The sequence below is a fragment of the Vulcanibacillus modesticaldus genome, assembly GCF_001730235.1.
Classification (GTDB): domain Bacteria; phylum Bacillota; class Bacilli; order Tepidibacillales; family Tepidibacillaceae; genus Vulcanibacillus; species Vulcanibacillus modesticaldus.
In genome coordinates this window covers 23,099-47,939 of the sequence record NZ_MIJF01000024.1, presented here as the reverse complement: position 1 = coordinate 47,939, position 24,841 = coordinate 23,099, and the positions used below count along the sequence as shown (strand labels likewise).

The window sequence follows — 24,841 nt, the reverse complement described above, 5'->3', positions numbered from 1 at the left end:
TCAATGTTTTCTGTACAATAATATTATTGGTTGTATGTGGTATTTCCCACTAAAGGAGGTAAAAAAATGGAAGACTTAACATTAAAGATGTTGAAAGAATTAACTGAAGCACCAGGTGTACCTGGTAATGAGGGGCCTGCACGGGAAGTAATGAGAAAATACATTAAACCTTATGCTGATGAAGTATACACCGATAATTTAGGAAGCTTAATTGCTAAAAGGGGAAACAACGGTCCGAAGATTCTATTGGCAGGACATTTAGATGAAGTTGGATTTATGGTCAAACGTATTACTGAAGATGGATATATTAAATTCCAACCTTTAGGTGGTTGGTGGGAGCAAGTAATGTTAGCTCAAAGGGTAGTTATACATACACGTAAAGGGGAGATTACGGGAATTATCGGATCCAAACCTCCACATATTTTACCACCCGAAGCAAGGAAAAAACCTGTTGAGAAAAAGGATATGTTCATTGATATCGGTGCTAAAGATAAAGAAGAAGCAATGGAGTTTGGAGTTCGTCCGGGCGATCCAATCATTCCGGTGTCACCTTTTACTGTCTTAAAAAATCCTAAGATGTTGATGGCTAAGGCATGGGATAATCGAATTGGTTGTGCAATCACTATAGAGGTTTTAAAACGTCTTCAAAGTGAACAACATGATAATATTGTATATGGAGTAGGTACAGTTCAAGAAGAGGTTGGAATCCGTGGTGCCCAAACAACAGTAAATACGATCCAACCGGATGTTGCCTTCGCTATTGATGTGGGTCTTGCTGGGGATACACCGGGAATTACTCCTGATGAAACTGATAGCAAATTAGGAAAGGGACCACAAATAACTTTATTTGATGCTACTATGGTTCCACATACTGGATTAAGAGATTTTGTAGTGGAAATTGCTGAAGAGGAGAACATTCCTTTCCAATACGAAAGCCTTGCAGGTGGCGGAACAGACGCAGGACGTTTTCATTTGTATGGTAAGGGAGTACCTTCTTTAGTTATTGGCGTTCCAACTCGATATATCCACAGTCATGCAGGTATTTTACATCGTGATGACTTTGAAAATGCCATTGATCTTTTAGTAAAAGTTATCAAGCGATTAGATGAAAAAACAGTTCAAGAAATAAAAAATCGTTAAGAAAAAGTGATGTCATTATTGGCATCACTTTTTGGTTATAAATTATAAATTTTTGCTTAATGTTTCGATCATTGATTCTTTGATTTGTTCGTCGGTGTTTTGCCAAATAACTTCAAAGATTACCCCCAACCCTGGTAAAGTCTTTTCATCGTGATCTTCAATGGCTGTTTTAACCATATCCATCAATTGCTCTTCAGACTTATTTTTAATATTGTTAAGAATAGCTTGTCTTAGATCGAGATTCAATAATAGGACCTCCCTTATCTACTTTTTTAGTAGTATATCCATTTTTTTTATAAAAATTAGTTTATAATTATAGGATATGCTATAATGAAATTTAAAATTGAATCTTGTTACTTGAAGGGAGAAGACTATGAGTAAACAGTTTGCCGTTATCGGTTTAGGTCGTTTTGGGTCAAGTATTGCAAAGGCTTTATATGACTTAGATCACGAAGTGATGGCTATAGATGTAGACGAGGAAAAAATACAGGAAAACTTAAACAATGTAACTCATGCTGTTCAGGCTGATTCGACAGATGAAGTTGCTTTAAAGTCCTTGGGAATTCGTAATTTTGATGTCGTTGTTGTTGCCATAGGTCAAGATATCCAAGCAAGTATTTTAACAACCTTGATTTTAAAAGAAATGGGAGTAGAAACGATTGTTGTTAAAGCACAAAATCAGTTACATGCTAAGGTTTTATATAAGATAGGGGCATCAAAAGTTGTATTCCCTGAAAGGGATATGGGTATTAGGGTAGCACATCTACTGGTTACTCCAAATATTTTGGACTACATCGAACTATCAGATGAATATAGTATTGTTGAAATAATCTCAAGTGAGAAAATGGCTGAGAAAACATTACTCGAGTTAAATATTCGTGCAAGATTTGGTTGTAGTATTATGGCGTTAAAAAATAATGATTATATTAATGTAGCCCCAAGTGCTAATGATAAAATACATGAAGGAGATATCATGGTTGTTATTGGGCATAAAAATGATTTAAGAAGATTTGAAGAGTTCGTCATGAATGGAAAGTGATGTTTTTATGGAAATAATCGAATCGATCAATAACCCAAAGGTAAAACAATGGTATAAATTACTGAATAAAAAGGGTAGAGATAAATCAGGTCAATATATCATCGAAGGCATTAAATTAATTAAAGAAGCAATCCGTTTTGGCCAAAAGATTGAAACGATAATCGTTGATCACTCAAAGGGTTTGCCAGAAGAATTTTTAGAATTATATTCTAGCGATAAAAAGAAATTTTTTACCGTTTCAAAACCTGTGTTTGAAAAATTATCCGAAACAGAAACCCCACAAGGGATCATGGCTATTATTAAAAAACAGGAATTGACAGCTAAAAAATTATTAACTGAAAATAATAATTTTATTTTGCTACTTGATAAAATTCAGGATCCTGGCAATTTAGGTACAATTATCAGAAGTGCTGATGCTGCTGGAGTAGACGCTATTGTTCTAGGAAATGGTACAGTTGAACTGTATAATCCCAAAGTAATTCGTTCAGCAATGGGCTCTGTTTTTCATTTACCAATACTATCGGCTGATTTAGATGAAATCATTGCAGGGTTAAAACAGAAAAATGTTAAAATCGTTGGTACTAGCCCGTATGCTAAACATGATTACTTTAAGATAGATTTTTCTGAAAAAATTGCAATTTTAGTTGGAAACGAATCTAAAGGGTTATCAAAGGAAAGGCAAGAACAAGTTGATCAGATGGTTAAAATACCTATAGTAGGACAGGCAGAGTCATTAAATGTCGCTATGGCAACATCTATCGTCTTATTTGAACGTGTTAGACAGACTATACTATCGTAGTCAGCTAAAAAATCCACATAACTAGACTTGAAGTTAAATTATCACATCGTTATAATGATAAACATAGGTTAAATAAAATTCAGTAAAACTAATAAATTACAAAATAATATTACATAAATGCTATGAAAGAGAAGAGTAGATAAGTGTCTTATCTTTAAGGGAGGAGATGTCATGGACTGGAAGCATCTCTAAGGTGAGCCTTGTTGAAGTTCGCTCTGGAGCAGGTCTCTGAACAGTTTAAGTAGGAGAACACGTATTTTTTGGCGTTAAAGTTACGAGTTGAACATAAGTTGTGACTTTGTGTTCATAAATTAGGGTGGTACCACGGCCTTTCGTCCCTTGGATGAAAGGTTTTTTTATTTATTTGAATATGCTGGGGGGTTATCAAAATGAAAGATAAGTTACATCAGTTAAAAGATACGGCACTTACTGAAATTGAACAAGCAAATAGTAAGCAGGAACTAAATCAAGTAAAAGTAAAATATCTTGGTAAAAAAGGACCCATTACCGAAATTTTAAGGGGAATGGGGAGCTTAAGCAAAGAAGAACGACCATTGATTGGGAAGTTGGCAAATGAAATAAGAGAAGAAATTGCGAAATTAATCAATGAGAAAGAAGAGACTATTGCCCAAAAGGCCTTAGAGGAAAGATTGAAGCAAGAAACTATTGACGTAACTTTACCAGGTAAAAAGGTTTTGAAGGGTAATCGACATCCTCTAACACGGGTAATTGAAGAAATTGAAGACATTTTTATCGGAATGGGATTTGAAATTGCTGAAGGTCCAGAAGTAGAATCAGATTATTATAATTTTGAAGCATTAAATCTTCCAAAAGAACATCCAGCGAGAGATATGCAGGACTCCTTTTATATTACTGAGGAAGTTTTGATGAGAACCCATACTTCTCCAGTACAGATAAGAACAATGAAAAGTAAAAATGGTATAGGACCAGTAAAAATTATTTGTCCAGGGAAAGTTTATCGTCGTGATGACGATGATGCTACTCATTCCCATCAGTTTACCCAAATTGAAGGTTTAGTGGTCGATGAGCATATTACCATGTCTGACTTGAAGGGTGTACTATTAAACTTTGCTAAAAAGATGTACGGCGAAAAGGCTAAGATTCGTTTGCGTCCAAGTTTCTTCCCTTTCACTGAACCAAGTGCTGAAGTTGACGTGTCCTGTATGATGTGTGGCGGTGAAGGTTGTAGAGTATGTAAGAATACTGGCTGGATCGAGATTCTTGGTGCAGGTATGGTTCATCCTAGAGTATTAGAAATGTCAGGATTTGATCCAGAACGATATACTGGCTTCGCATTTGGTATGGGTGTAGAGAGAATTGCGATGTTAAAGTATGGTATTGAGGATATTAGACATTTTTATACAAACGATCTAAGATTCTTAGAACAATTCAAGAGGATGTAAGGGAGGTTTGTAATTTATGAAAGTATCATATAAGTGGTTATCTCAGTATGTTGATATAAATGATATTTCCCCTTATGAGTTAGCTGAAAAGTTAACTAGAAGTGGAGTAGCAGTCGATATTGTAGAAGAAGTTGGGGCTGAAGTAGAAAATGTTGTCGTTGGTTATGTTGTAGAAAGGGAAAAACATCCTAATGCGGAAAAATTAAGTCTTTGTAAGGTAGATGTAGGTGAAGGGGAGCCACTCCAAATTATCTGCGGAGCTAAAAATGTAGATAAAGGACAAAAGGTTCCGGTTGCAAAAATCGGTGGTAGATTACCAGAAGGTTTTAAGATTAAAAAAGCAAAATTACGCGGTGTAGAATCCTTTGGAATGATTTGTTCAGCCAAAGAGTTAGGTATAAATGAGAAATTGCTACCTAAAGAGAAAACAGAAGGGATTTTAGTTTTAGATAATGAAGCGGTAGTTGGAGAAGATATTAAACCAGTATTAGGTCTAAATGATTATATTTTAGAATTGGATTTAACTCCAAATCGCCCCGATTGTCTAAGTATGATAGGTGTTGCTTACGAAGTTGCTGCTATTTTGGATAGGGATGTCTTACTTCCAAAGGATGAATTGGGTGTTAAGATAAGTGATGATAACCCTGTAAATGTAAAAATAGAGGCGCCTGAAGCATGTACCCATTATGCTGCAAGAATAGTGAAAAATGTAAAAATAGCTGAATCGCCTCAATGGCTACAAAATCGTTTGATTGCAGCGGGGATCAGACCGATAAATAATGTGGTTGATATCACAAACTTTGTAATGTTGGAATATGGCCAACCTTTACATGCCTTTGACTTAGACCGCTTAGATCAACCAGAGATTGTAGTGAGAATGGCAAATCCTAATGAGAAAATAACAACACTTGATGATCAAGAACGAGAACTTGATGATCAAATGTTATTGATCACTGATGGGGTTAAACCGATTGCAATAGCAGGCGTAATGGGTGGAGCTAACAGTGAGGTTACTGGTGAAACTACTCAAATTTTATTAGAGTCAGCTTTTTTTAAAGGTTCCTCAATTAGAAGAACTTCAAGGAAGCTTGGACTACGTTCAGAAGCTAGTTTGCGATTTGAAAAGGGTATAGATCCTAACAGAATTTATGCTGCACTAAATCGAGCAGCTTGGTTATTAAAGGATATTGCTGGGGCAGAAATTGTTGGAGATATTACGGAATATAAAGTTGAAGATGGTGAGGAAAGAACTATAGTCCTAAATCCTGACAAAGTTAATAGGGTATTGGGAACAAATTTACAAGAAACAGAGATGATCGATATTTTCAGACGTTTAAGATTTAATGTCGAAAAACAGCAAGCTAACTTGAAAGTTTTTGTCCCAACAAGAAGAAATGATATTACGATAGAAGAAGATTTAATCGAAGAGATTGCTAGACTATATGGTTATGATAATATTCCTGTTACCTTACCGAGTGGAACCTATCTGCAGGGTGGATTGACAAGAAGACAAAAACTTCGTCGTAGTATTAAAAATCTCTTACAATCGTCTGGATTAAATGAAGTCATTACTTATACATTGACGGGACAAAAACAATTAAAGATCATTCAAGGGCTTAACAAAGAGGTAAAACAAATATCCTTATCGATGCCAATGAGTGAAGAAAGGCAATACTTACGAACAGGATTAATTCCTAATCTTTTAGAAGTAGCACAATATAATGTGAATCGTCGTAATAATGATGTTCATATCTATGAAATGGGAGCTACATTTATTTCTAAGGATGATCAATTGACAGAGCTCCCTACGGAAAAATGGGCAGTTGCTGGTTTAATCACTGGTTCTTTACCAAGACATTGGCAGCCGATAAGTGATAAAGTTGATTTTTATTATGTAAAAGGAATACTTGAAAATTTATTTGTGGAATTAGGAATAAAGGATGTAGAATATCAATCCGTAACTATCAAGGGTTATCATCCGGGTAGAACAGCAGCTATATATAAAGATGAACATTTGCTAGGGTATCTTGGACAATTACATCCAAATTTAGAAGCTGAGTATGATTTGAAAGAAACTTATGTCTTTGAGTTAGATTTAGGTAGGTTAATGGAGTTAGCCAATGCTGAAATCGAATATAAGCCATTACCAAAGTATCCAGCAATTCAACGAGATATAGCTATAGTTGTTCCAAAGGACTTGGAAATTAAAGAACTGTTAAAAACAATTAAAGAAAGCGCTAAAAAATTATTAGAATCCTTAACGGTTTTTGATGTATATACAAGTGAGCAATTAGGAATGGAAAAGAAAAGTGTTGCCTTTTCATTAACATATCGAAGTATTGAACGAACATTGACTGATGAAGAAGTTACGAAACTGCATCAAAAAGTTATTGATACATTACAGGACAGGTATCATGCTGAATTAAGGAAATAAGATGAATTAAGATTGATAGAGGCTGTTAATAATAATTGGCAGCCTCTAATACTTATGCTTAAGTAAAAATTTTCAAAGAATAGATTTATACTATGGTATAATAGAAGGAACTTAGTATTATTTAACGAATTAATATCTTAGATTAAACGATCTAATTAGAGTAGAAAGGCGGATCTTTGAGTGAATGAAGATCAAAAAAATAAATTAACGGTTATGATATTTGGACAACAATATAAAATAGTAGGAAACGCTAGCTCTAATTATATGCGAATGATTGCAGGGCATGTAGATGATAAGATGAGGCAAATTGCAGAATCAAACCCACGCTTAGATACTACTAAAATAGCAGTGTTAACGGCTGTTAATATTGCTGACGAATATTTTAGATTAAAGGAAGAGTATGATGAGTTGGTTAAACTCTTAGAAGAATAAGTGGGGGATAAGATGAATGTTTTAGATTTGATTATTATTGTTGTCGCAGCTGGCTCCTTCTTAAGGGGGTATAAATTGGGATTAATTCGTCAGTTGATTAATCTCTTTGGTTTCTTCATTGCCTTGATAATGGCTTATCGTTTTTCTGATGACTTGGCATTGTATTTGATGGATATTATTCCTACCCCATACTTTGAGAATTCGACATTATATATGTTTTCGGAATATTTTCAGCTTCAAAACATGTTTTATAGCTCTTTAGCCTTTGTTATTATTTTTATAATCAGTAAAATTTTGCTTAATATTGGAGGAGCTATTTTAAATCAAATAGCTAATTTACCAGGGTTAGCTACGATTAATCGTTTAACTGGTGCCTTTATTGGATTGATACAATCTACAATATTAATAATAATATTAATTCATGTGATTACGGTGATGCCTTGGCAGGAATTACAACAGTACGTTGAAAGTTCTTATATTTCTAGCTTTCTTATGGATATAACTCCTGTTATAACTGAGAAGTTATATGAGTTATGGAATATTTCTACTGATATAAAACCAATCTAATGATTATACAATTATATATCATAGTGTATTTCTGGTAAGATTATTGTAAAATTAAAAAAAATGATACGTGTAGGTGATTCTCTTGGAGTATCCAAAAGAAATTATCAATCGTTTAAAACGAATCGAGGGACAGATTAGGGGAGTTCTTCGGATGATGGATGAGGGAAAAGAATGTACGGATATTATTAACCAATTAACGGCTATTAGAAATGCTGTTGATCGGGTTAGTGTTCATGTGATTGGTGTCGATCTGAATAAATGTTTAAGTGATGATTTGCAAAAGGATCTAGAAGACAGGGATACTGATCGGATAATTAAAGACGCTCTTACATTATTGTTGAAAATGAGATAAAAAAATTAATAAAGCTCTGTATTTGCTTAGGCAAATATAGAGCTTTATTTGCTTTGCAACTTCCAAAAGTCGCACATATACAAAATACATTTTAATCAAAAAATGGGCTAGTATTATGATGTGATAGAATCTGTTATCCCTTGCTGCAGGATGTACATATTGTGATATAGGCCCTTTTTGGCTAATAATTCTTGATGGTTTCCACTTTCAACAATTTTCCCTTTATGAAGAACTATGATAAGGTCAGCATCTTGAATAGTAGAAAGTCTATGTGCTATTGCTATTGTTGTTCTGCCAGTACGCATTTTTTTAAGTGTTGTCTGGATTAATTCTTCAGTTTCGGTATCGATACTAGCTGTAGCTTCATCGAGAACCAGGATTTTGGGTTTAATCGCCATTGTACGTGCAAAGGAGATTAGCTGACGTTGCCCACTTGAAAAGGTAGCTCCTCTTTCATAAACAGCTTCTTCATAATTATTGGGTAAACGCTGGATAAAAGAATCTGCTTGAACAAATTTTGCTGCTTCAATTACATCTTGGTCAGTTATCTTTTTATTATGCAATCGAATATTTTCTTTGATATTTCCAACGAAAAGAAATGGATCTTGTAGAACTAATCCGATTTTTTGTCGCAACTCTTCGTTGGAAAAGTTTTGTAACGGAATACCATCAATTAAGATTTCACCATATTTAATTGGGTAGAAGCGCATCAAAAGATTAACGATTGAACTTTTACCGCTTCCGGTATGTCCAACAAGGGCAACGGTTTCGCCTGGTTTTGCAGTAAATGAAATGTTTTTTAAAACATTTGTTTTTCCATCATAAGAAAAGGTAACATTTCTAAATTCAATCAATCCTTCAGTTATTGTTGGTCTTCCTTCTCCCTCTTTTGATGGTGCTAAATCTTTTTCATCAAGAAGACCAAATACCCTTTCAGCAGCCACCAAAGCTTGTTGAAATTGACTTAAGCGAAACATCATCATATTAATCGGTTCGAAAAAACGATCTAAATAGTTAATGAATGCATAGACTACACCGATTTCTATTGTGCTATTGAGGGATTTAATCCCAAAAAAGCTAAGGATTAAACTTAAAGCCATCATATATACTAAGTCTATGGCTGGTCTAGTTAATAGACCATTAATCTTTATTTGCTTTAATTTTGAGGAATAATGCTGCTGATTGATATTACCAAATTCCTTTTTGAAACGATTTTCTTGTCTCATCGCTTGTATGATGTTCATTCCCTGCAAAGATTCATTTAGTTTGGAGTTTAACTCGCTTAACTTTTTTCTAGTAAGGTGAAATATTTTTGAACTCAAATGACGATAAATTTTCATCAAGAGCAGGATGACGGGTAGTAATAAAAAGAATAATCCTGCTAACTTTGGGTTTAAAAAAAGCATTGCGATTAAAACTCCAACTAGAAATACGATATTTTGAACAAAAGTTGATAAAACACTCACGTAAAGTTCTTTAATCGCTTCAGTATCATTGGTAATTCTTGAGACTAAACTACCACCAGGAGATTTATCAAAGAAAGAAAGACCTAAATGCTGAACCTTACTAAAGACATCAACCCGTAATTGATGAATGATCCATAAGGCAGTTTTGTTAAAGGTAAGTAGTTGAAAGTAGTTTAATGTTACTGAAGTGATAAGGAGTGTTAAATATGTTGTTGCTAATAAGGTAATTGGTTTCCACTCAAAGATGCGTGGGGTAAGGTAATCATCAATAAAAATTTTTATGATGATTGGGCCAAGTACATCTGCACCAGTTGCTAAAAGTAAGATCGCAAAAGCAAAAGATAATTTTTTTAGATGTGGTTTTGTATATAGTAAAAGCCTCTTAAAAGTATTTTGATTTGAAATATTTTCTATATTTGGGATATTACTCATTAAAAATTCCCCCTTGTTCAACTAGGGACTCTAGTTGCTGACGATTATACATATCTTTATACCATCCAGCTAGTGCTAATAGTTCTGTGTGATTTCCGTATTCTATTATTTCTCCATTATCTAAAACAATAATTAAATCAGCATCTTGGATGGCACTAATCCGATGGGTAGCGATTATGGTTGTCTTACCAATTCTATTGTGTTGTAATGCTTTTAATATTTTTTCTTCCGTTTTAGCATCAACAGCTGATAAGGCATCATCAAGGATTAATATCTCTGGTTCCATAAGTAAAGCTCTAGCAATTGAAATTCGTTGTTTTTGTCCTCCTGAAAGGGTCACACCTCTTTCACCGACTTTTGTTTGATATCGATCTTGAAATTGCATGATATCATCATGTATTGCTGCTACTTTTGCTGAAGATATTATCTCGTCTAAAGTTGCATTAGGCTTTGCAAAGGCAATATTTTCAGCAACTGTTGCCGAGAATAAGAAGTGATCTTGAGGAACGTACCCGATTCCAGATCGTAAACTATATAATTTATAATCGTAGATAGAGTAATCACCAATTTTAATGTCGCCATCTTGTAAATCAAATTCTCGTAATAATAGACGTAATAAAGTAGTTTTACCACTGCCAGTTTTTCCAACTATACCCAATGTTTGTCCGCGTTTCAAAGTGAAATGAATATTATTTAAAGTCGGATTACTTTTTTCAGGATAATTGAAAGAATTAATATCAAAGAGGATATCGCCACGCGGTTTTTCTTCGATAGCATCTTTTCTATCAATTATATCTGGTGATGTATTTAATAATGCTTCGATTCTGTCGTAAGAAGCACGACCTCTCTCTACGATATTGAATAACCAACCAAAGGCCAACATAGGCCAGATAAGATGACCTAGGTACATTGTAAATGTTGTCAATTGCCCGATTGTTAGCTCTTCTTTAATTACATACATCGATCCAAAAGCTATTGCTAAAAAGAAAGAAATCCCCACTATAAGGGTAATGGTTGGGTCAAACAATGAGTCAACCTTTGCTACTGCTATATTTTTTTTAACAGTATCAATTGATTGTTTTCGGAATTCTTCTTTTTCTGCTTCTTCTTGTCCGAATGCTTTAATAACACGTACTCCTGAGATATTTTCCTGTACTTTATCGTTCAAATTGGAAAATGCCTCTTGAGCTTTAAAGAATCGGTCATGGATTAGTGTGCCATAGTAATTTGTTAACCATGCCATCACTGGCATAGGAAGTAAGGCGATTAGCGTCAATTTCCAACTAATTGTAGATGCCATAGTAATTATGACGATGCTTCCCATAGTAATTGAGTCAATTAGAGTTAATACACCTTCACCAGCGGTACTTTCCACCGCTTGAATATCATTTGTTGAATGAGCCATCAAATCACCAATTCTACGTTGATTGTAAAAACTAGGCGATTGTTTGGTAAAAAGCTCAAATAAACGATTGCGAAGTAGCTTACCTAGCCTTGATGAAGCACCAAAAATCATAATTCGCCAAAAATACCTTAAGATATATAATAATATTCCAATCGCTAGGATTAATAAAACCCATTGCAATAATTTGATAAATGATAATTCACCATTTTTTATACCATCTATAATAATTCCTACTATATATGGTGGAAGTAAATTCAATAAAGCAACCACAAGTAATAGAAAAATTCCCGTTAAATAACTTTTTCTTTCTAATTTAAAAAACCACATTAAATCGCGAAAAATACTCATGTTATTTTTCACCTTCCTTTTTTTGAAATAAGAAGCCACAGTTTAAAACCATGGCTTCATAAAAAAACCATGGGCATAGACAACACCCATGGTTAATATATGTAATAAACTGGTTAAATCAATGTACCAACATTATTAACGCAGGTTGTGCCATGCTATAAATATTGTCATAAAACTGTCTAACTATCATATTTACCAAAATCATGACACACACCTCCTAAGATTTATTTAAAAAATTCAAATTTTTTCGACATGGAAAATTATACATTAATTCTATTTATCAGTAAAGGGTTTTATTACAATTTCTTCATATTTTAAATTTGGAAATATTTTAAATATGCTGGAGGATATAGTATTATTAATGGAAGAGTAAACAATAATAGAAATAGATCAAAAATGAATTTGGTTTTAAAAGGAGTTGAAATTTAATGGAGTATCATTACACAGTGAGCACAAGAAAGAGTGCTGAACAAGTAATAAAAGATCTTGAAGAGAACCTGAAGGAAATTAAATTTGGGGTGTTGTGGAATTTTGAAATTCACAAAAAACTGCAAGAAAAAGGTATTGTATTTGATAAAAAAATTACAGTGTTAGAAGTATGTAATCCTTTTGAAGCATCAAAAATATTAGAAATTGAACCAATGGTAAGTTACTTTTTGCCATGCAAGATAGTTGTTAATGAAGAGGATGCAGGTACTAAGGTTGGCATGGTAAAACCTACACTAATGATTAAAATGATAGGAAATGAAGAATTAACTGAAATTGCTAAGGAAATTGAAGATAAATTAGTATCAGCGATTAATAAAGCAGTTTCTGATTAAAGATTCTAATATAATTACGGCAACATTGAAGCGACCTAAGTTAAAGGTCGCTTTTTAAATAAATACATAGGATATTGCAATTTACGGTAAGGATAATTAAGATTAAAGAGAAATAAATAAAAATTAATTAATTTAATAACATACTGTATTTAATAATTATTAAATTCATATTTTCTTAACATTTTGACGCTAAAATAAAATGGAAAATGACAGGAGATGATAATGTGGTTAGAATCTTACTTGTCGATGATGAAGAACAAATGAGGCAACTATTATCTTTATATCTTTCACAGTACTCTTATATTATTGATGAAGCTGCTGATGGATTAGAAGCAATTGAAAAAATTCAGAAAAACGAGTATGACCTCGTAATTTTAGATGTAATGATGCCGGTAATGGATGGTTGGCAAGCGCTGAAAAAAATAAGAGAGATATCTGATGTTCCAGTGATAATGTTAACTGCAAAGGGCAGTACAGAGGATAAAGTAACGGGACTTAGTACTGGTGCTGACGACTACTTGGTTAAGCCCTTTGATGAGGTGGAGTTGGTTGCTAGGATTCAGGCTTTATTAAGAAGAGCTAAGAAGATACATGATGAAGAGCAGATATTGAAATATAAAGGTATTTTGATTGATTTAACTTCAAGAGAAGTTTCCTATCAAGGTGAATTAATTAATTTAACCCAAACAGAATTTGATTTGTTACACATTTTTGTAAAACATAAGGGACGTGTATTTACAAGGGAGAATTTGATCGAAATTATATGGGGTATGGACTTTTTTGGGGAAGATCGTACAATTGATTCTCATATTAAAAATTTAAGAGAAAAGTTAAAGAAGTCTGGTGTTCAAGAAAATATTATCCAAACTGTATGGGGAGTAGGTTATAAGGCTCCATGAGAAAGATGATTTTTAATAGAATATCTTTTAAATTGGGTATCTTGTTCAGTGGAATTTTTTTAATTTTTCTTTTGTTGTTAGGCTATATGTTATATGGCGTATTTTCAAATTTATTTATCGACTACATTAGCCAAGAATTGCTTACAAGGGGAGCAAATCATTCTAAAGCTCTCGAAGAGTATTATAGCCAAGCAACATTAGAGCATGTCATTCTCATGGAAGAAAATGTAGTTACTAGTGTTATTATTACTGACCCCTATAATAATATCTTGGTTTATTCTGATCCAGTAACCAATGAAATGAAGCGATTTATTGGTAGGACTAATCAAATCAGTAATAATCAAATATTAAATCGTAATTGGAATAATTATCAATATATCGTTTCTGTTTCCCCAATTAAAGATGGGGATTTAGGTTATGTTTATATGTTTTATCCGACAAACGTTTTAAAGGAAATGGTTTTTGTATTAAAGTTTTTAATATTTGTTGCTAGTATAGGTATAATTCTAATAGCAGTTGTTTTGATTGCCTTATTATCATCAATTATGACTAAGCCCCTTTTAAAAATGAAGGAAGCTACGCTTAAAATGGCTAAAGGGGAATATATCCAAAAACTTAATGTAAAAGGCGATGATGAAATTGCTCAGCTATCAAAATCAATTCAAACTCTAGGGGAGCAGTTGCAATATTTTGAAGATACTAGGAATGATTTTTTAGCAAGCATTTCACATGAATTACGTACTCCACTTACATACATCAAGGGTTATAGTGATGTCTTAATTAAGGGCTTGATTATGGATAGAGGAGAACAACAAAAGTATCTCAAAGTGATAAATGAGGAAACTAAACGTGTGATTCATCTAGTAAATGACTTGTTTGAGATGAGTAAAATTCAAACCGATCATTTTTTATTAAATAAAGAACTAACGGATTTGACAACTTTATTAGGTAACGTGGTTCAAAGTTTAACACCAGTTGCTGAAAAAAAGGGATTAAAGATAATTTTCAACCATGTAAAAAATATTTCTCCAATAAACTTGGATCCGCATAGAATGGAGCAGGTTTTTTACAATGTAATTGAGAATGCAATAAAGTATACTAATCAAGGGCACGTAAAAATTAATTTGTTACAGGATGAAACGACAACCAAGATTATCGTGGAGGATACCGGAATTGGGATACCAGAAAAAGATATTCCGAGAATTTGGGATCGCTTCTACCGTGTAGAAAAATCTAGGGCTAGAAAAACAGGTGGTACTGGTCTTGGATTATATATTGTTAAAGAAATAGTTCGATTACATGATGGAGAGGTATATATTGAAAGTGTTGAGTGTAAAGGAACGAAGGTAACAATTATGTTGAGAAGAGAAGATGTGATAAAATGAATAAATTTATTTGGATTATTCTAATATTAGTGGCTATAACGATTGGATGGTCATTTATCTTATTTGTTTACATGATGAGTTGGTCTCCCCCTCATCATATGGGGATGATGGTAGGGAGAGCCACTGTGTATAGCCAGATGTTTTCATGGTTAAGAGGGACATTTTTCCTTATTGTTCTGATTGTAACCATTACTTTGATAATTTGGTATATTCATGATAAGAAAAAAAAATAATCATATGAAGAAGGTAAGGTGGTATTGTGAACAAAAGGTTGGTAATCGGATTCTTTGTTATTCTATTAATAGGTTTTGTATTTTATGCTAACAATCAGTCAGAAGTTGGAAGTCGAGATATAAAACCAGAAGCAGGATTTATTGCTCCAGATTTTGTACTAACAAATAGAGAGGGAGAAAAGGTAACTCTAAGTCAATTTAAAGGAAAACCAGTATTTATTAATTTCTGGGCATCTTGGTGTCCACCTTGTAGGGAGGAAATGCCATTCATTCAACAAGCCTATGAGAAATATAAGGGACAAGTAGTTTTTCTAGAGATCAATGAAACTGGTTCTGATACTAAAGAAGATGCAATAGCTTTCATGGATGAAAACGGGTATCAAATGCCTATTTTGTTTGATTATGATTTAAAAGTAACAAATATGTATCGGGCATTTAGTATCCCAACATCTTTCTTTATCGATAAAGAAGGTGTGATTAGAGTTAAACAAATTGGGGCGATGAATTTTGATATGATTGAATCTTACATAAAAGAGGTGTTAGAAGATTAATGGATGCAAATCGGGTATTACAATTTGGTCTTGTTAAGCTGCCTATCGGTTTATTAGTTCTTTTCGTAGGTTTATCTGTTGCTGTGTTTATCACCGAAAAAATTGCTAGAAAAAAACAATTAGCTAAAGATGAATGGACTAATATAATATTTACTCTATCACTGGTATTTTTGATTTTTTATAAATTTGGATGGGTTATTTTTGATATCAAAAGTGTCCTTAAAAATCCAGCATCATTGATTTGGACTACTGGTTCGCCTACAACTATTCTTATTTCTACAGTAGTATCGGCTTTAGTCTTTTTGTATTTGATAAAAAAGCATAAGTACCCATTATTTACGATTTTAGACTTGAGCTGGCTAACCATTGCGATTACATTGTTTTTGTATAATTTATTTATCGTGGATTATGGTAAAGTTACAGATTTATTTTTTGGGATAGCACTTCAGGAAGGATCCAAGTTTAATTACCATCCAATAAACTGGTATCGTGTGCTTTGGGTGGGGATTTTATTAATAGTTCGTTTTACCAAGTGGTCTGATCTAAATTATGCGAAATTGCTATATTTATACATATTACTTGGTTTGGGGTTATTATTAATTTCTATATTTGATATTTCATTTAACTTAGTTTTTGGATTTACATTCAATCAATGGGCTTTTCTAGCTCTGATTACATTAGGTGGAGTAGGTTTGATAAAAACAAGTGTTGATTAAAAATAGAGAGCCTTACGGCTCTCTATTAAATATTATCGACTTTTAAAACCCTCATTGCGTTAAATACTGCAATCAAAGCCACACCAACGTCAGCAAACACTGCTTCCCACAAAGTTGCTAATCCACCTGCACCTAAGATAAGTACAATCAATTTAACACCTAAAGAAAAGTAAATGTTCTGCCATACAATCCGTCTAGTACGTTTAGCGATTTTTATAGCAGTCGCAATTTTAGAAGGTTCATCTGTCATAATGACTACGTCCGCAGCTTCAATCGCTGCATCAGAACCTAATCCACCCATTGCAATCCCGATGTCCGCTCTTGCCAAAACAGGTGCATCATTGATACCATCTCCGACAAAGACCAGTTTCTTTTTAGGAGGTTTATTATTATCAAGCATTTCTAATTTTTCTACTTTTTGATCTGGGAGTAATTCGGCATAAACTTCGTCTAATCCGAGCTGTTTAGCTACTTTTTCACCAACTTTTTTGATATCACCGGTTAGCATAACTGTTTTTCTGACTCCAACATCTTTCAAAGAGCGAATAGCTTCAATTGAATCTTCTTTAATCTCATCGGCAATTACAATATATCCTGCGTATTGTTTATCTATAGCGATATGAACGATTGTTCCAGTAGCTTCTATTTGTTCAAATTCAATACCTTCTTTAATCATTAATTTACTATTTCCAGCAAGTATTTCTTTACCATTAACGGTAACTTTAGTACCATGGCCGCTGATCTCATCGTAATTTTCTATATTGTTCTTATTCACTTCACCATTATAAGCTTTTAAGATTGATATGGCGATTGGATGGTTAGAATAACTTTCAGCATAAGCGGCAAATTCTAGTAATTCATCTTTTGTCATAGAGCCTGTAGTTATAATTTCTGTAACATTAAATACGCCCTTTGTAAGTGTACCAGTTTTGTCAAATACAACTGTATCTACACTATTTAATGCTTCTAAATAGTTCCCTCCTTTAACCAAGATACCGTTCCTTGAAGCACCACCAATTCCTCCAAAAAAGCCTAATGGGATAGAAATAACCAAAGCACATGGACAGGAAATAACCAAAAATATCAATGCTCTATATATCCATTGTGAAAATGTAGCTCCATCAATAATAAGTGGAGGAATGGTTGCCAAGATGAGTGCAACACCAACAACAACCGGTGTATAATATCTTGAGAATTTTGTAATAAAGTTTTCTGTAGGAGCCTTTTTACTACTTGCATTTTGAACTAAATCTAAAATTTTGGAAACGGTAGATTCTCCAAATTTCTCTGTAACTTCAACCGCAATTAGACCACTTTTGTTGATAAATCCGGCCAATATTTCGCTTCCTGCTTCTACTTCTCTTGGGACAGATTCACCTGTTAATGCTGATGTATCAACCATTGAACTTCCTTCAATAATTTTACCGTCTAGTGGAACTTTTTCACCTGGTTTAACAATGATAACATCTCCAATATTTACATCCTCAGGTGAAACTTTTTTGATTTCTTCTCCAACTTTAAGATTGGCGAAATCTGGACGAATGTCCATTAATGCCGCAATTGATTTTCGGGAGCGATTTACAGCCATATCTTGAAATAATTCCCCAACTTGATAGAAAAGCATTACGGCTACACCTTCTGGAAATTCTTTAATAGCAAAAGCTCCAATAGTAGCAACACTAATTAAGAAATTTTCATCAAAAATTTGACCCCTTTTAATATTTTTTGCTGCTCTTAATAAAACTTCCCCACCAATTATGATGTAACTAATGAAATATAAGATAAATTCAATCCAGAAAGTAAATTTAAAGGCTATAGCTGTAGCAAATAAGGCTGCACCAATTCCTAATTGAATAAATCTTTTTTTAAATTCTCCCTCTTCGCTATCAGTAACATTATTACTATGTCCATCATTATATTCTTGATCGGTATCATATACTTGAACATCAGGTTCAATTGAATCAATGATTTTTTTGGCATCTTCAATTCTTTGGGACAAGTCGTTTTTATTGTAGACTTCTATAATTAGTTTGCTAGATACAAAATCTACATTTGCTTGTTTAATACCAGGCAATTGTTTTATTGCATCTTCAATTTTTGTAGCACAACTTGCGCAAGATAAATTTTCTAAAACCAATGTTTTCTTAACTGGTTGTGTAGTGATTTTTTCCTTGACAATTACATCTGGCTCTAAATGGTTTACGATTGCTTTTACTTCAGTAATCATTTGATTAATTTGATCTTGTTTTTTAATTTTCAGTGACAATGTTTGGGTCACAAAATTTATTGATGCATCTAAAACATCATCTAATTCTTTGACTTTTGCTTCAATTTTTGCAGCGCAACTAGCACAATCAAGGCCTTCTAATGTAAATTCTATCTTTTCTGTTGAAGTAGCTATACTCATTTTGTTCTCTCCTTCAAATTCTTCATCATGATTTTTCCTTAATGTGTACTAACCCTTGGTCAAAAATTTGTTTAATATGGTTATCATCTAAGGAATAATAAACAACTTTTCCTTCTCTTCGGTATTTAACCAATCTGGCTTGTTTTAATACCTTAAGTTGATGAGAAATGGCTGATTGATTCATTTTAAGAAGAGCAGCGATATCACAAACACACATTTCAGCTTGAAATAAAGCATATAAGATTTTAATCCTAGTTGTATCTCCAAACACTTTAAAAAGTTCAGCCAAATCGTAGAGAGTTTCTTCTTGTGGCATCCCTTTTTTTACATCATCCACTACTTCATTGTGAATAATCGTGCAATTACAGCTTTCAACTTTAAGTTTTTTTCCAGCCACAATTTCCCCACCTTTCAATATATGAATAATTGTTCATATGTTTAATTGTAGTATATTTCATTATCCATTCTTATTCAAGATTTTTTTAAAGAAAATTCTACTAGGAGTATAAAACCCGATTCGTTAACCAATTCTATTTTTTTAGCTAAATCTGATTCTTTTGCTATCAAACAATAAAATAAATTTAAGAAATATCTCCTGATGAAAGAAAAAATGGTAAAATTAGTGATAAGGAAGTTTTAAAAGAAATTACATAGGAGGTAGAAATGGATAATTTATTAGAAGTTAAAAATTTAAATAAAGAATATGGTAGAGGAACTTCAAAAGTTAAAGCTCTACAAGATATATCTCTTACAGTTCCTAAAGGTCAATTTGTTTCCATTATGGGACCTAGCGGATCTGGTAAAACAACATTTTTACAGTTAGTTGGTGGATTAGATTCTCCTTCTTCTGGAGAAATCATCTTTAACGGGGTAAATCTACAATATTTAAACAAAGAACCAGAAATATCTGTTTTTCGACGAAAACATATTGGATTTGTTTTTCAATTTTTTAATTTGATTCCATCTTTAACTGCACAGGATAATATAGCTCTCCCACTTGTTATAGAAGGAACATCTAAAACTTATATAAATGAAAGAGTTAAATTCATGTTAGAAATAGTTGGTTTAAAGAATCAAGTATTAAAATATCCTCATCAAATGTCTGGTGGACAACAACAACGTGTAGCTATAGCCAGGGCTTTAGTACGTAAACCGTTTATCTTATTAGCAGATGAACCCACAGGTAATCTAGATACTAAAACTACTTTAGAAATTATGGAATTATTAAAAACCACTCAAAAAGAATTAGAGCAAACAATTATATTAGTAACTCATAATCCTATCGTCTCATCCTATGCAGATCGAGTCATTTATTTTAAAGATGGAAGGATTATTGAAGATGAACTATTATCTAATAACAAAAGCAAAAGAGAAATCTCTGTTGAAATATCAGAAAAGTTAACGGATATTTCAGGAGGTACTGTTTATGCTAACTAATTTTATCCAATATGTTATTAAACAAATGAATAGAAATATCCGTAATCTCTATATTATTCTAGGAATTGCAATTTCTATTAGTTTGTTGGTTTCAACCAGCATTTTATATGTAGGAATGAAAGCCGAAGTTGAAAACCAAGTAAGAGAAAATTATGGCGAAAAAGATGTGATGATAGGATACAAAAATTTGGTAGGTTATAATGATGTGGTTGAAGCAAAGTTATCTGAAGATGATATTGAATATATCAAAAACCATCCTTATGTTAAACAACTTTCTACTGTTTTTTTTCCTTTATTTAATGAATCTCGTAATGGAATCCTGTTTATAGGTATTGCTCCTAATGATTCTTTTGCTAAAACAGAATTCAAAATACCTCAATATGATATAAATGAAAATGAAGTTATTTTGTCCAAAGATTTGCTTGATCGTTTTAAAGAAAATAACGGGAAAATAAAAATCACATTTCCTTCTGGTGAAGAAGGGGTTTGGACTGTTAAAGAGGTCTTAGAAGGGAAAAGTACTGTCCTCTTTAATATAAAAGATCTTCAGAAAACACTAAAAGCACCGAATAAAGTTAATTTAATGTTAATTGATCTAAAAGAAAATGCAGATAAACAACAGTTTATAAAGGATATAAAAAGTAACATTGACCCAAGATTAATTATTGATCCTATAAAAGAAAAAGATAAATTTAGAAGTAACTTGGGTGGACTCCGAAATATAGGTATTGTTTTTGGGGTATTTATACTCTTAATAAGTACGTATTTTGTACAAAGTATACTCCAAATGTCATTTAAAGAAAAAATACAGCAGATGGCTATTTTACGTTCAATTGGAACAAGTAAAAAACAATTAGTTTTTTTAGTCATAACTGAAGCACTTATATTAAGCTTGATAGGTAGTGTTATGGGAAGTGGGCTAGGAATACTGATTGCAAAATTTGGAAAAAACATTGTTGTCGGGCAACTACAAACAACTATATTAGAGACTCCTATCCCTTGGAATATTATTACTCTTATTATTATCATTTCAATTCTGTCTGTGTTAGTAGCGGGATTGGTTCCAGCTTTTAAAGTAGCTAATATTCCCCCTATCCAAGTTTTTAGCAACACCCTTAATCAAGAATATACTCCCAAAAGGAGAAGAACATATACAAGCCTTTTCTTTTTAACTATTGGAATTCTATTAACTACAATATCTATTATTTTTTCTGAAAAGTTAAGTGGTTTGTCGTTTATCGGAAGTTTAATATTACTTTTAGGAGTTATAGTTGGTTTATACTTATTTGTAAAACCAATATTAATAGGAGTTAAATATATTTTAGGGTCTATAAATAGAATTGAAGTTAAATTAGCCATCAATAATTTAATTTCTCAAAAAGTGCATACAGCAAATGCTGCTATTGTTATTGTATTAGGATTAGCAATCGGATTTTCTTTACAAAATTTATTAGGAGCGATAGAAAAAGGTGAATATAACCGTATTGAAAATCAATTTGGTACTCGATTAATGGTTCAAGCATATGCTCCGATGATGTCTACTCTTCCTCTTAGCTTAAGTAGTGAATTGAAAGCTATACCTGGGGTTAACCATGTTTCAGCTCTAGGTAAGATTATAAGTGTTAAAACTGATAAAAATGAAGAACTACTTGTATCTCCAGCAGATTTTCAAAGTTTAATGAATATGGGACTATTATCTAAACATGTTAATACTTCAAAACCAGCAATTATCCTTTCTAAAGAGATGGCTACCAAATTTAATTATAAAATTGGAGAAGTAATTAAATTAACAGGACGTTCAGATCAAGTAGAAATTAAAGAAAACACATCTTTTATTATTACTGATATAATGGATTTTGTTCCTAGTACTTTACATAGTAAACTTGCCATTATTGATTGGAAGTATTTAAAACTAAAAGGTGATTCAACATACCCTAGAGGTTTTTTTATTGCAACAACAGAAAAAAATACTTCTGAAATTGAACAACTGGTTTATAGAGTTATCAGCAAATATCCTGAAGCTGAACTCTTAAACCAAGAAATTGTAATTAAAGATATAAAAAATCAAATATTACGAATGTATTCTATTTTTTATACAGCTATCTTAAGTATTTTTGTAGTTGGATTTTTAGGAATGTATAATTCAATCCACTCAAATATTATTTCTCGTAAAAGAGAATATGGAATATTACGAGCGACTATCTCAACTCCAACAAATTTATTAAATATAATTATAATCGAATCTTTACTTATTGGATTATTTTCAACCATTATTGGAGGTGTTTTAGGTTTAACCTTAACTAAAGGATTATCTACATTTTTAGATATTGATTTTATAATTAATTGGAATGTATTAATTACTACGATCGTTATCATTTTAATAGCAAGCATTGGTGTTTCTCTAATTCCAGCATTTAAACTAAAAAGATTAAAAGTAGTGGATTTCTTCAATAGATAGTCATAAAATAATTGCTGATTTCTTTGATGATATATAAATAAGCAAAAGTCGGGATTGAGCTCCCGACTTCTCACCTCACATATATTTTTTTTCTCGCATCATTAGCTAGTTTATAATATTGACTGGATTTTTTATAATGGCCATCGCTGTTATAATAATCGGCAAGTTTTTCAGCATACTCACTAACTTCCCGCCAAAACTGTTTTTTTATAAAATAGGGAATTGCTTTTTCTTCTATGTATTTATGTGCCTCTTTTTTATCATTATCTTTTTTTGATAAAGAGAGTATTGATTTCAATACATTTATTTTGACATAATATTTGTTGTTTTCATTGGTCAACTCCAAACCTTTTTCAATCCATTCATTTACCTTATCTATCTTCCCTATAGTAAAGTACTCTTGAATTATGTAATAAATAGTATTTAAATATCCTTCATTTTCTTCTTTATATTTCAGACTTTTATGATAATACTCAATTGCTGTTTGAGGTTCTCCTTTCATTGAATGAAGGTAACCAAGATTGTGATAGGTATTACTTAACAAATAGTCATCTTTTAGTTTTTCTGCTAATTGTAAAACATTTCCCAAATAATAATCTGCTTTTTCAAGATCTCTAATTCGGATATAATTGATTGCCATAATAATTTGACATTCAGCACTCCGAATATAATTAAGCTTTTGATTAAACAGTTCAAAGGCAATATTCGTATATTGGATAGCTAACGTAACATGATTTAATCTACTGTGGGTAATTGCAAGAAGGTAATACAGTTCTGGTTCATTAACTTGAAGGGTTTGATTGATTCGTTCTGCTTTTGAAGAATATTTTAGCGATTCAATAAAATCATCTAGCAAATAATGATAGAGGCCGTTAAAGTAGTTAAAATAATACTTGTGTTCAACTGAGAAATTATTATTTTGTTCTTGTAAACGATTAATGATAGATTTACTTTTATCTAAATTCCCTAATAGCAATTGGTATCGAATAGAAAATAGGTTATATTTTGTTAATATTGATGGACTTTCAATATTAGTTAACTTTTCTGAAATAGTTTTCTCTAATTCCACTGCTTTATTAACATCTCTATTTTTTATCACTTCATACCATTCATCTAATTCTTTGTTTAATTCTTCTATTTGTTTCGGATCATCTTGTTCTAATGGAATACCTAACCTATTAAACAGCTTATTAATAACTTCTTGGTGTGGTTTTTCTTTGTTATTCTCAATTTTACTAAGATAAGATATAGAGCAAATATCTTCAGATAATTGCTTTAACGTCATTCCTTTTTGCTTTCTAAAATATCTTATTTTATCACCTATCTTCATAGGATTCCTTTCCCTCCCCGCTGAAGGAAAATTAAGGTTATAAAGTTTAAATTATCCTAAAGACAGCATATCATAGGCACCAAAATATGACAATAAAAATTATTTGACTATTGATCGAATCCTTTTTCAAAAAAGTTGCGCAAATTCACTACAAAAAGATCGAATTATCCAAGGTATGAACTACCGATTTTCCCAATTTACAGCAATTAGATTATCAAATATAATTCATTGTGAAGAGAACATAAATGGAAAAAAGTAGGGGCTGAAGAGAGAAATATTTTGGTAGGGCACTTACTTTATAGCATTCAAATCTAAAGTAGATAAGAATGTTATAAAGAATCATGGCGGGGAAATCAAAAAGCAATACAAGTATATTCCTGTTATAGCAGCAAAATTACCAGAAAAAGCCGTTACTGCATTAACTAAGAATCCTAATATAGCTTATATTGAAAAGGATACAAAGGCTCATGCAACAAGCCAAGTGATTCCATGGGGAGTAACTCATGTTAAAGCTACAGATGTGCATGGTTTAGGTTATACAGGAGAAGGAATTAAAATAGGAATAATAGATACAGGAATAGACTATACACATGAAGACTTAAATATTGTTGGTGGAGCAACCTTCGTAGAAGGTAAGAAATAAAAGTTTAAAACTTAAGCAACTATAATTGATTTAGATATAACTGTGGGCAATTAAATTCAACTAATAGCCAATCTATTGGTTTAAAAAAGTCCATGGTGCCTAAATTTATTATTTCGGATAATA

The 24,841-nt window shown here is 32.3% G+C and carries 23 protein-coding genes, 1 pseudogene and 1 other annotated feature; of the genes and pseudogenes, 18 read left to right on the top strand and 6 right to left on the bottom strand.

The features are described 5' to 3' along the window. Window positions 1-66: 66 nt before the first annotated feature. Window positions 67-1,140, top strand: coding sequence for a M42 family metallopeptidase (locus BHF71_RS05855; protein WP_069656735.1), 1,074 nt, complete (start codon window positions 67-69; stop codon window positions 1,138-1,140). Between the two features lie 42 nt (window positions 1,141-1,182). Here BHF71_RS05855 and sspI read toward each other — a convergent pair whose 3' ends face one another. Beyond that, window positions 1,183-1,386, bottom strand: a complete 204-nt coding sequence (gene sspI, locus BHF71_RS05850; RefSeq protein WP_069656734.1) for a small acid-soluble spore protein SspI — start codon at window positions 1,384-1,386, stop codon at window positions 1,183-1,185. A 127-nt stretch (window positions 1,387-1,513) separates the two neighbouring features. On the opposite strand from sspI, the gene BHF71_RS05845 reads away from it, so the two are divergent. The 7 genes from BHF71_RS05845 to BHF71_RS05815 all read left to right on the top strand — a co-directional run bounded on the left by BHF71_RS05845 (window position 1,514) and on the right by BHF71_RS05815 (window position 8,187). Further along, window positions 1,514-2,179 carry a potassium channel family protein gene (locus BHF71_RS05845; protein WP_069656733.1) on the top strand — a complete coding sequence of 222 codons (666 nt, stop codon included), beginning with the start codon at window positions 1,514-1,516 and terminating at the stop codon, window positions 2,177-2,179. Next, window positions 2,169-2,978, top strand: coding sequence for a TrmH family RNA methyltransferase (locus tag BHF71_RS05840; RefSeq protein WP_084024298.1), 810 nt, complete (start codon window positions 2,169-2,171; stop codon window positions 2,976-2,978). Before BHF71_RS05845 ends, BHF71_RS05840 begins: the two co-directional genes overlap by 11 nt. 113 nt (window positions 2,979-3,091) lie before the next feature. Next, window positions 3,092-3,321 (top strand) — a binding site (T-box leader). 46 nt (window positions 3,322-3,367) lie between these two features. Beyond that, window positions 3,368-4,402, top strand: coding sequence for a phenylalanine--tRNA ligase subunit alpha (gene pheS, locus BHF71_RS05835; protein ID WP_069656732.1), 1,035 nt, complete (start codon window positions 3,368-3,370; stop codon window positions 4,400-4,402). 16 nt (window positions 4,403-4,418) lie between these two features. Continuing rightward, window positions 4,419-6,836 carry a phenylalanine--tRNA ligase subunit beta gene (gene pheT, locus BHF71_RS05830; RefSeq protein ID WP_069656731.1) on the top strand — a complete coding sequence of 806 codons (2,418 nt, stop codon included), beginning with the start codon at window positions 4,419-4,421 and terminating at the stop codon, window positions 6,834-6,836. A gap of 180 nt (window positions 6,837-7,016) precedes the next feature. Beyond that, a complete protein-coding gene (zapA, locus tag BHF71_RS05825; RefSeq protein WP_069656730.1) occupies window positions 7,017-7,268 on the top strand; it encodes a cell division protein ZapA in 252 nt (83 codons plus the stop codon). 12 nt (window positions 7,269-7,280) lie between these two features. Then, window positions 7,281-7,835, top strand: a complete 555-nt coding sequence (locus tag BHF71_RS05820; protein WP_069656729.1) for a CvpA family protein — start codon at window positions 7,281-7,283, stop codon at window positions 7,833-7,835. 82 nt (window positions 7,836-7,917) lie between these two features. Then, entirely contained in the window at window positions 7,918-8,187 is a 270-nt protein-coding gene (locus BHF71_RS05815) for a metal-sensing transcriptional repressor (protein ID WP_069656728.1), read from the top strand. Window positions 8,188-8,300: 113 nt separating this feature from the next. Here the strand turns inward: BHF71_RS05815 and BHF71_RS05810 are convergent, their stop codons facing one another. Beyond that, a complete protein-coding gene (locus BHF71_RS05810; RefSeq protein WP_069656727.1) occupies window positions 8,301-10,085 on the bottom strand; it encodes an ABC transporter ATP-binding protein in 1,785 nt (594 codons plus the stop codon). Continuing rightward, entirely contained in the window at window positions 10,078-11,838 is a 1,761-nt protein-coding gene (locus tag BHF71_RS05805; RefSeq protein ID WP_069656726.1) for an ABC transporter transmembrane domain-containing protein, read from the bottom strand. Before BHF71_RS05805 ends, BHF71_RS05810 begins: the two co-directional genes overlap by 8 nt. Window positions 11,839-12,266: 428 nt before the next feature. Between BHF71_RS05805 and BHF71_RS05800 the strand changes: the two genes are divergently transcribed. The 6 genes from BHF71_RS05800 to BHF71_RS05775 all read left to right on the top strand — a co-directional run bounded on the left by BHF71_RS05800 (window position 12,267) and on the right by BHF71_RS05775 (window position 16,443). Next, window positions 12,267-12,659 carry a DUF302 domain-containing protein gene (locus BHF71_RS05800; protein WP_069656725.1) on the top strand — a complete coding sequence of 131 codons (393 nt, stop codon included), beginning with the start codon at window positions 12,267-12,269 and terminating at the stop codon, window positions 12,657-12,659. A gap of 206 nt (window positions 12,660-12,865) precedes the next feature. Further along, a complete protein-coding gene (locus BHF71_RS05795; RefSeq protein WP_084024296.1) occupies window positions 12,866-13,558 on the top strand; it encodes a response regulator transcription factor in 693 nt (230 codons plus the stop codon). Further along, the gene (locus BHF71_RS05790) at window positions 13,555-14,943 is read left to right on the top strand and encodes a sensor histidine kinase (RefSeq protein WP_069656724.1); all 1,389 of its coding nucleotides are present in this window, start codon (window positions 13,555-13,557) and stop codon (window positions 14,941-14,943) included. Before BHF71_RS05795 ends, BHF71_RS05790 begins: the two co-directional genes overlap by 4 nt. Beyond that, the gene (locus BHF71_RS05785; protein ID WP_069656723.1) at window positions 14,940-15,176 is read left to right on the top strand and encodes a hypothetical protein; all 237 of its coding nucleotides are present in this window, start codon (window positions 14,940-14,942) and stop codon (window positions 15,174-15,176) included. The genes BHF71_RS05790 and BHF71_RS05785 overlap by 4 nt, the downstream gene beginning before the upstream one ends. Before the next feature lie 26 nt (window positions 15,177-15,202). After that, window positions 15,203-15,727, top strand: a complete 525-nt coding sequence (locus tag BHF71_RS05780) for a TlpA family protein disulfide reductase (RefSeq protein ID WP_069656722.1) — start codon at window positions 15,203-15,205, stop codon at window positions 15,725-15,727. After that, complete coding sequence (locus BHF71_RS05775) at window positions 15,727-16,443, top strand: hypothetical protein (protein WP_069656721.1); 717 nt, start codon at window positions 15,727-15,729, stop codon at window positions 16,441-16,443. The genes BHF71_RS05780 and BHF71_RS05775 overlap by 1 nt, the downstream gene beginning before the upstream one ends. A gap of 25 nt (window positions 16,444-16,468) precedes the next feature. On the opposite strand, the gene BHF71_RS05770 is transcribed toward BHF71_RS05775, so the two are convergent. Both BHF71_RS05770 and BHF71_RS05765 read right to left on the bottom strand, forming a co-directional pair. Beyond that, complete coding sequence (locus tag BHF71_RS05770; RefSeq protein WP_425425394.1) at window positions 16,469-18,844, bottom strand: heavy metal translocating P-type ATPase; 2,376 nt, start codon at window positions 18,842-18,844, stop codon at window positions 16,469-16,471. Between the two features lie 31 nt (window positions 18,845-18,875). After that, the gene (locus BHF71_RS05765; RefSeq protein ID WP_069656719.1) at window positions 18,876-19,247 is read right to left on the bottom strand and encodes an ArsR/SmtB family transcription factor; all 372 of its coding nucleotides are present in this window, start codon (window positions 19,245-19,247) and stop codon (window positions 18,876-18,878) included. A 266-nt stretch (window positions 19,248-19,513) separates the two neighbouring features. On the opposite strand from BHF71_RS05765, the gene BHF71_RS05760 reads away from it, so the two are divergent. After that, entirely contained in the window at window positions 19,514-20,287 is a 774-nt protein-coding gene (locus tag BHF71_RS05760; RefSeq protein WP_069656718.1) for an ABC transporter ATP-binding protein, read from the top strand. After that, the gene (locus BHF71_RS05755) at window positions 20,277-22,745 is read left to right on the top strand and encodes an ABC transporter permease (RefSeq protein ID WP_069656717.1); all 2,469 of its coding nucleotides are present in this window, start codon (window positions 20,277-20,279) and stop codon (window positions 22,743-22,745) included. Before BHF71_RS05760 ends, BHF71_RS05755 begins: the two co-directional genes overlap by 11 nt. A gap of 70 nt (window positions 22,746-22,815) precedes the next feature. On the opposite strand, the gene BHF71_RS05750 is transcribed toward BHF71_RS05755, so the two are convergent. Next, complete coding sequence (locus BHF71_RS05750; protein ID WP_069656716.1) at window positions 22,816-24,075, bottom strand: helix-turn-helix domain-containing protein; 1,260 nt, start codon at window positions 24,073-24,075, stop codon at window positions 22,816-22,818. 298 nt (window positions 24,076-24,373) lie between these two features. Between BHF71_RS05750 and BHF71_RS12575 the strand changes: the two are divergent. Together BHF71_RS12575 and BHF71_RS12300 are read left to right on the top strand one after the other, a co-directional pair. Then, window positions 24,374-24,532 (top strand): annotated as a pseudogene (locus BHF71_RS12575) (protease inhibitor I9 family protein); the annotation flags it as partial. Between the two features lie 24 nt (window positions 24,533-24,556). Then, a complete protein-coding gene (locus tag BHF71_RS12300) occupies window positions 24,557-24,718 on the top strand; it encodes a S8 family serine peptidase (RefSeq protein ID WP_245683830.1) in 162 nt (53 codons plus the stop codon). Window positions 24,719-24,841 lie beyond the last annotated feature (123 nt).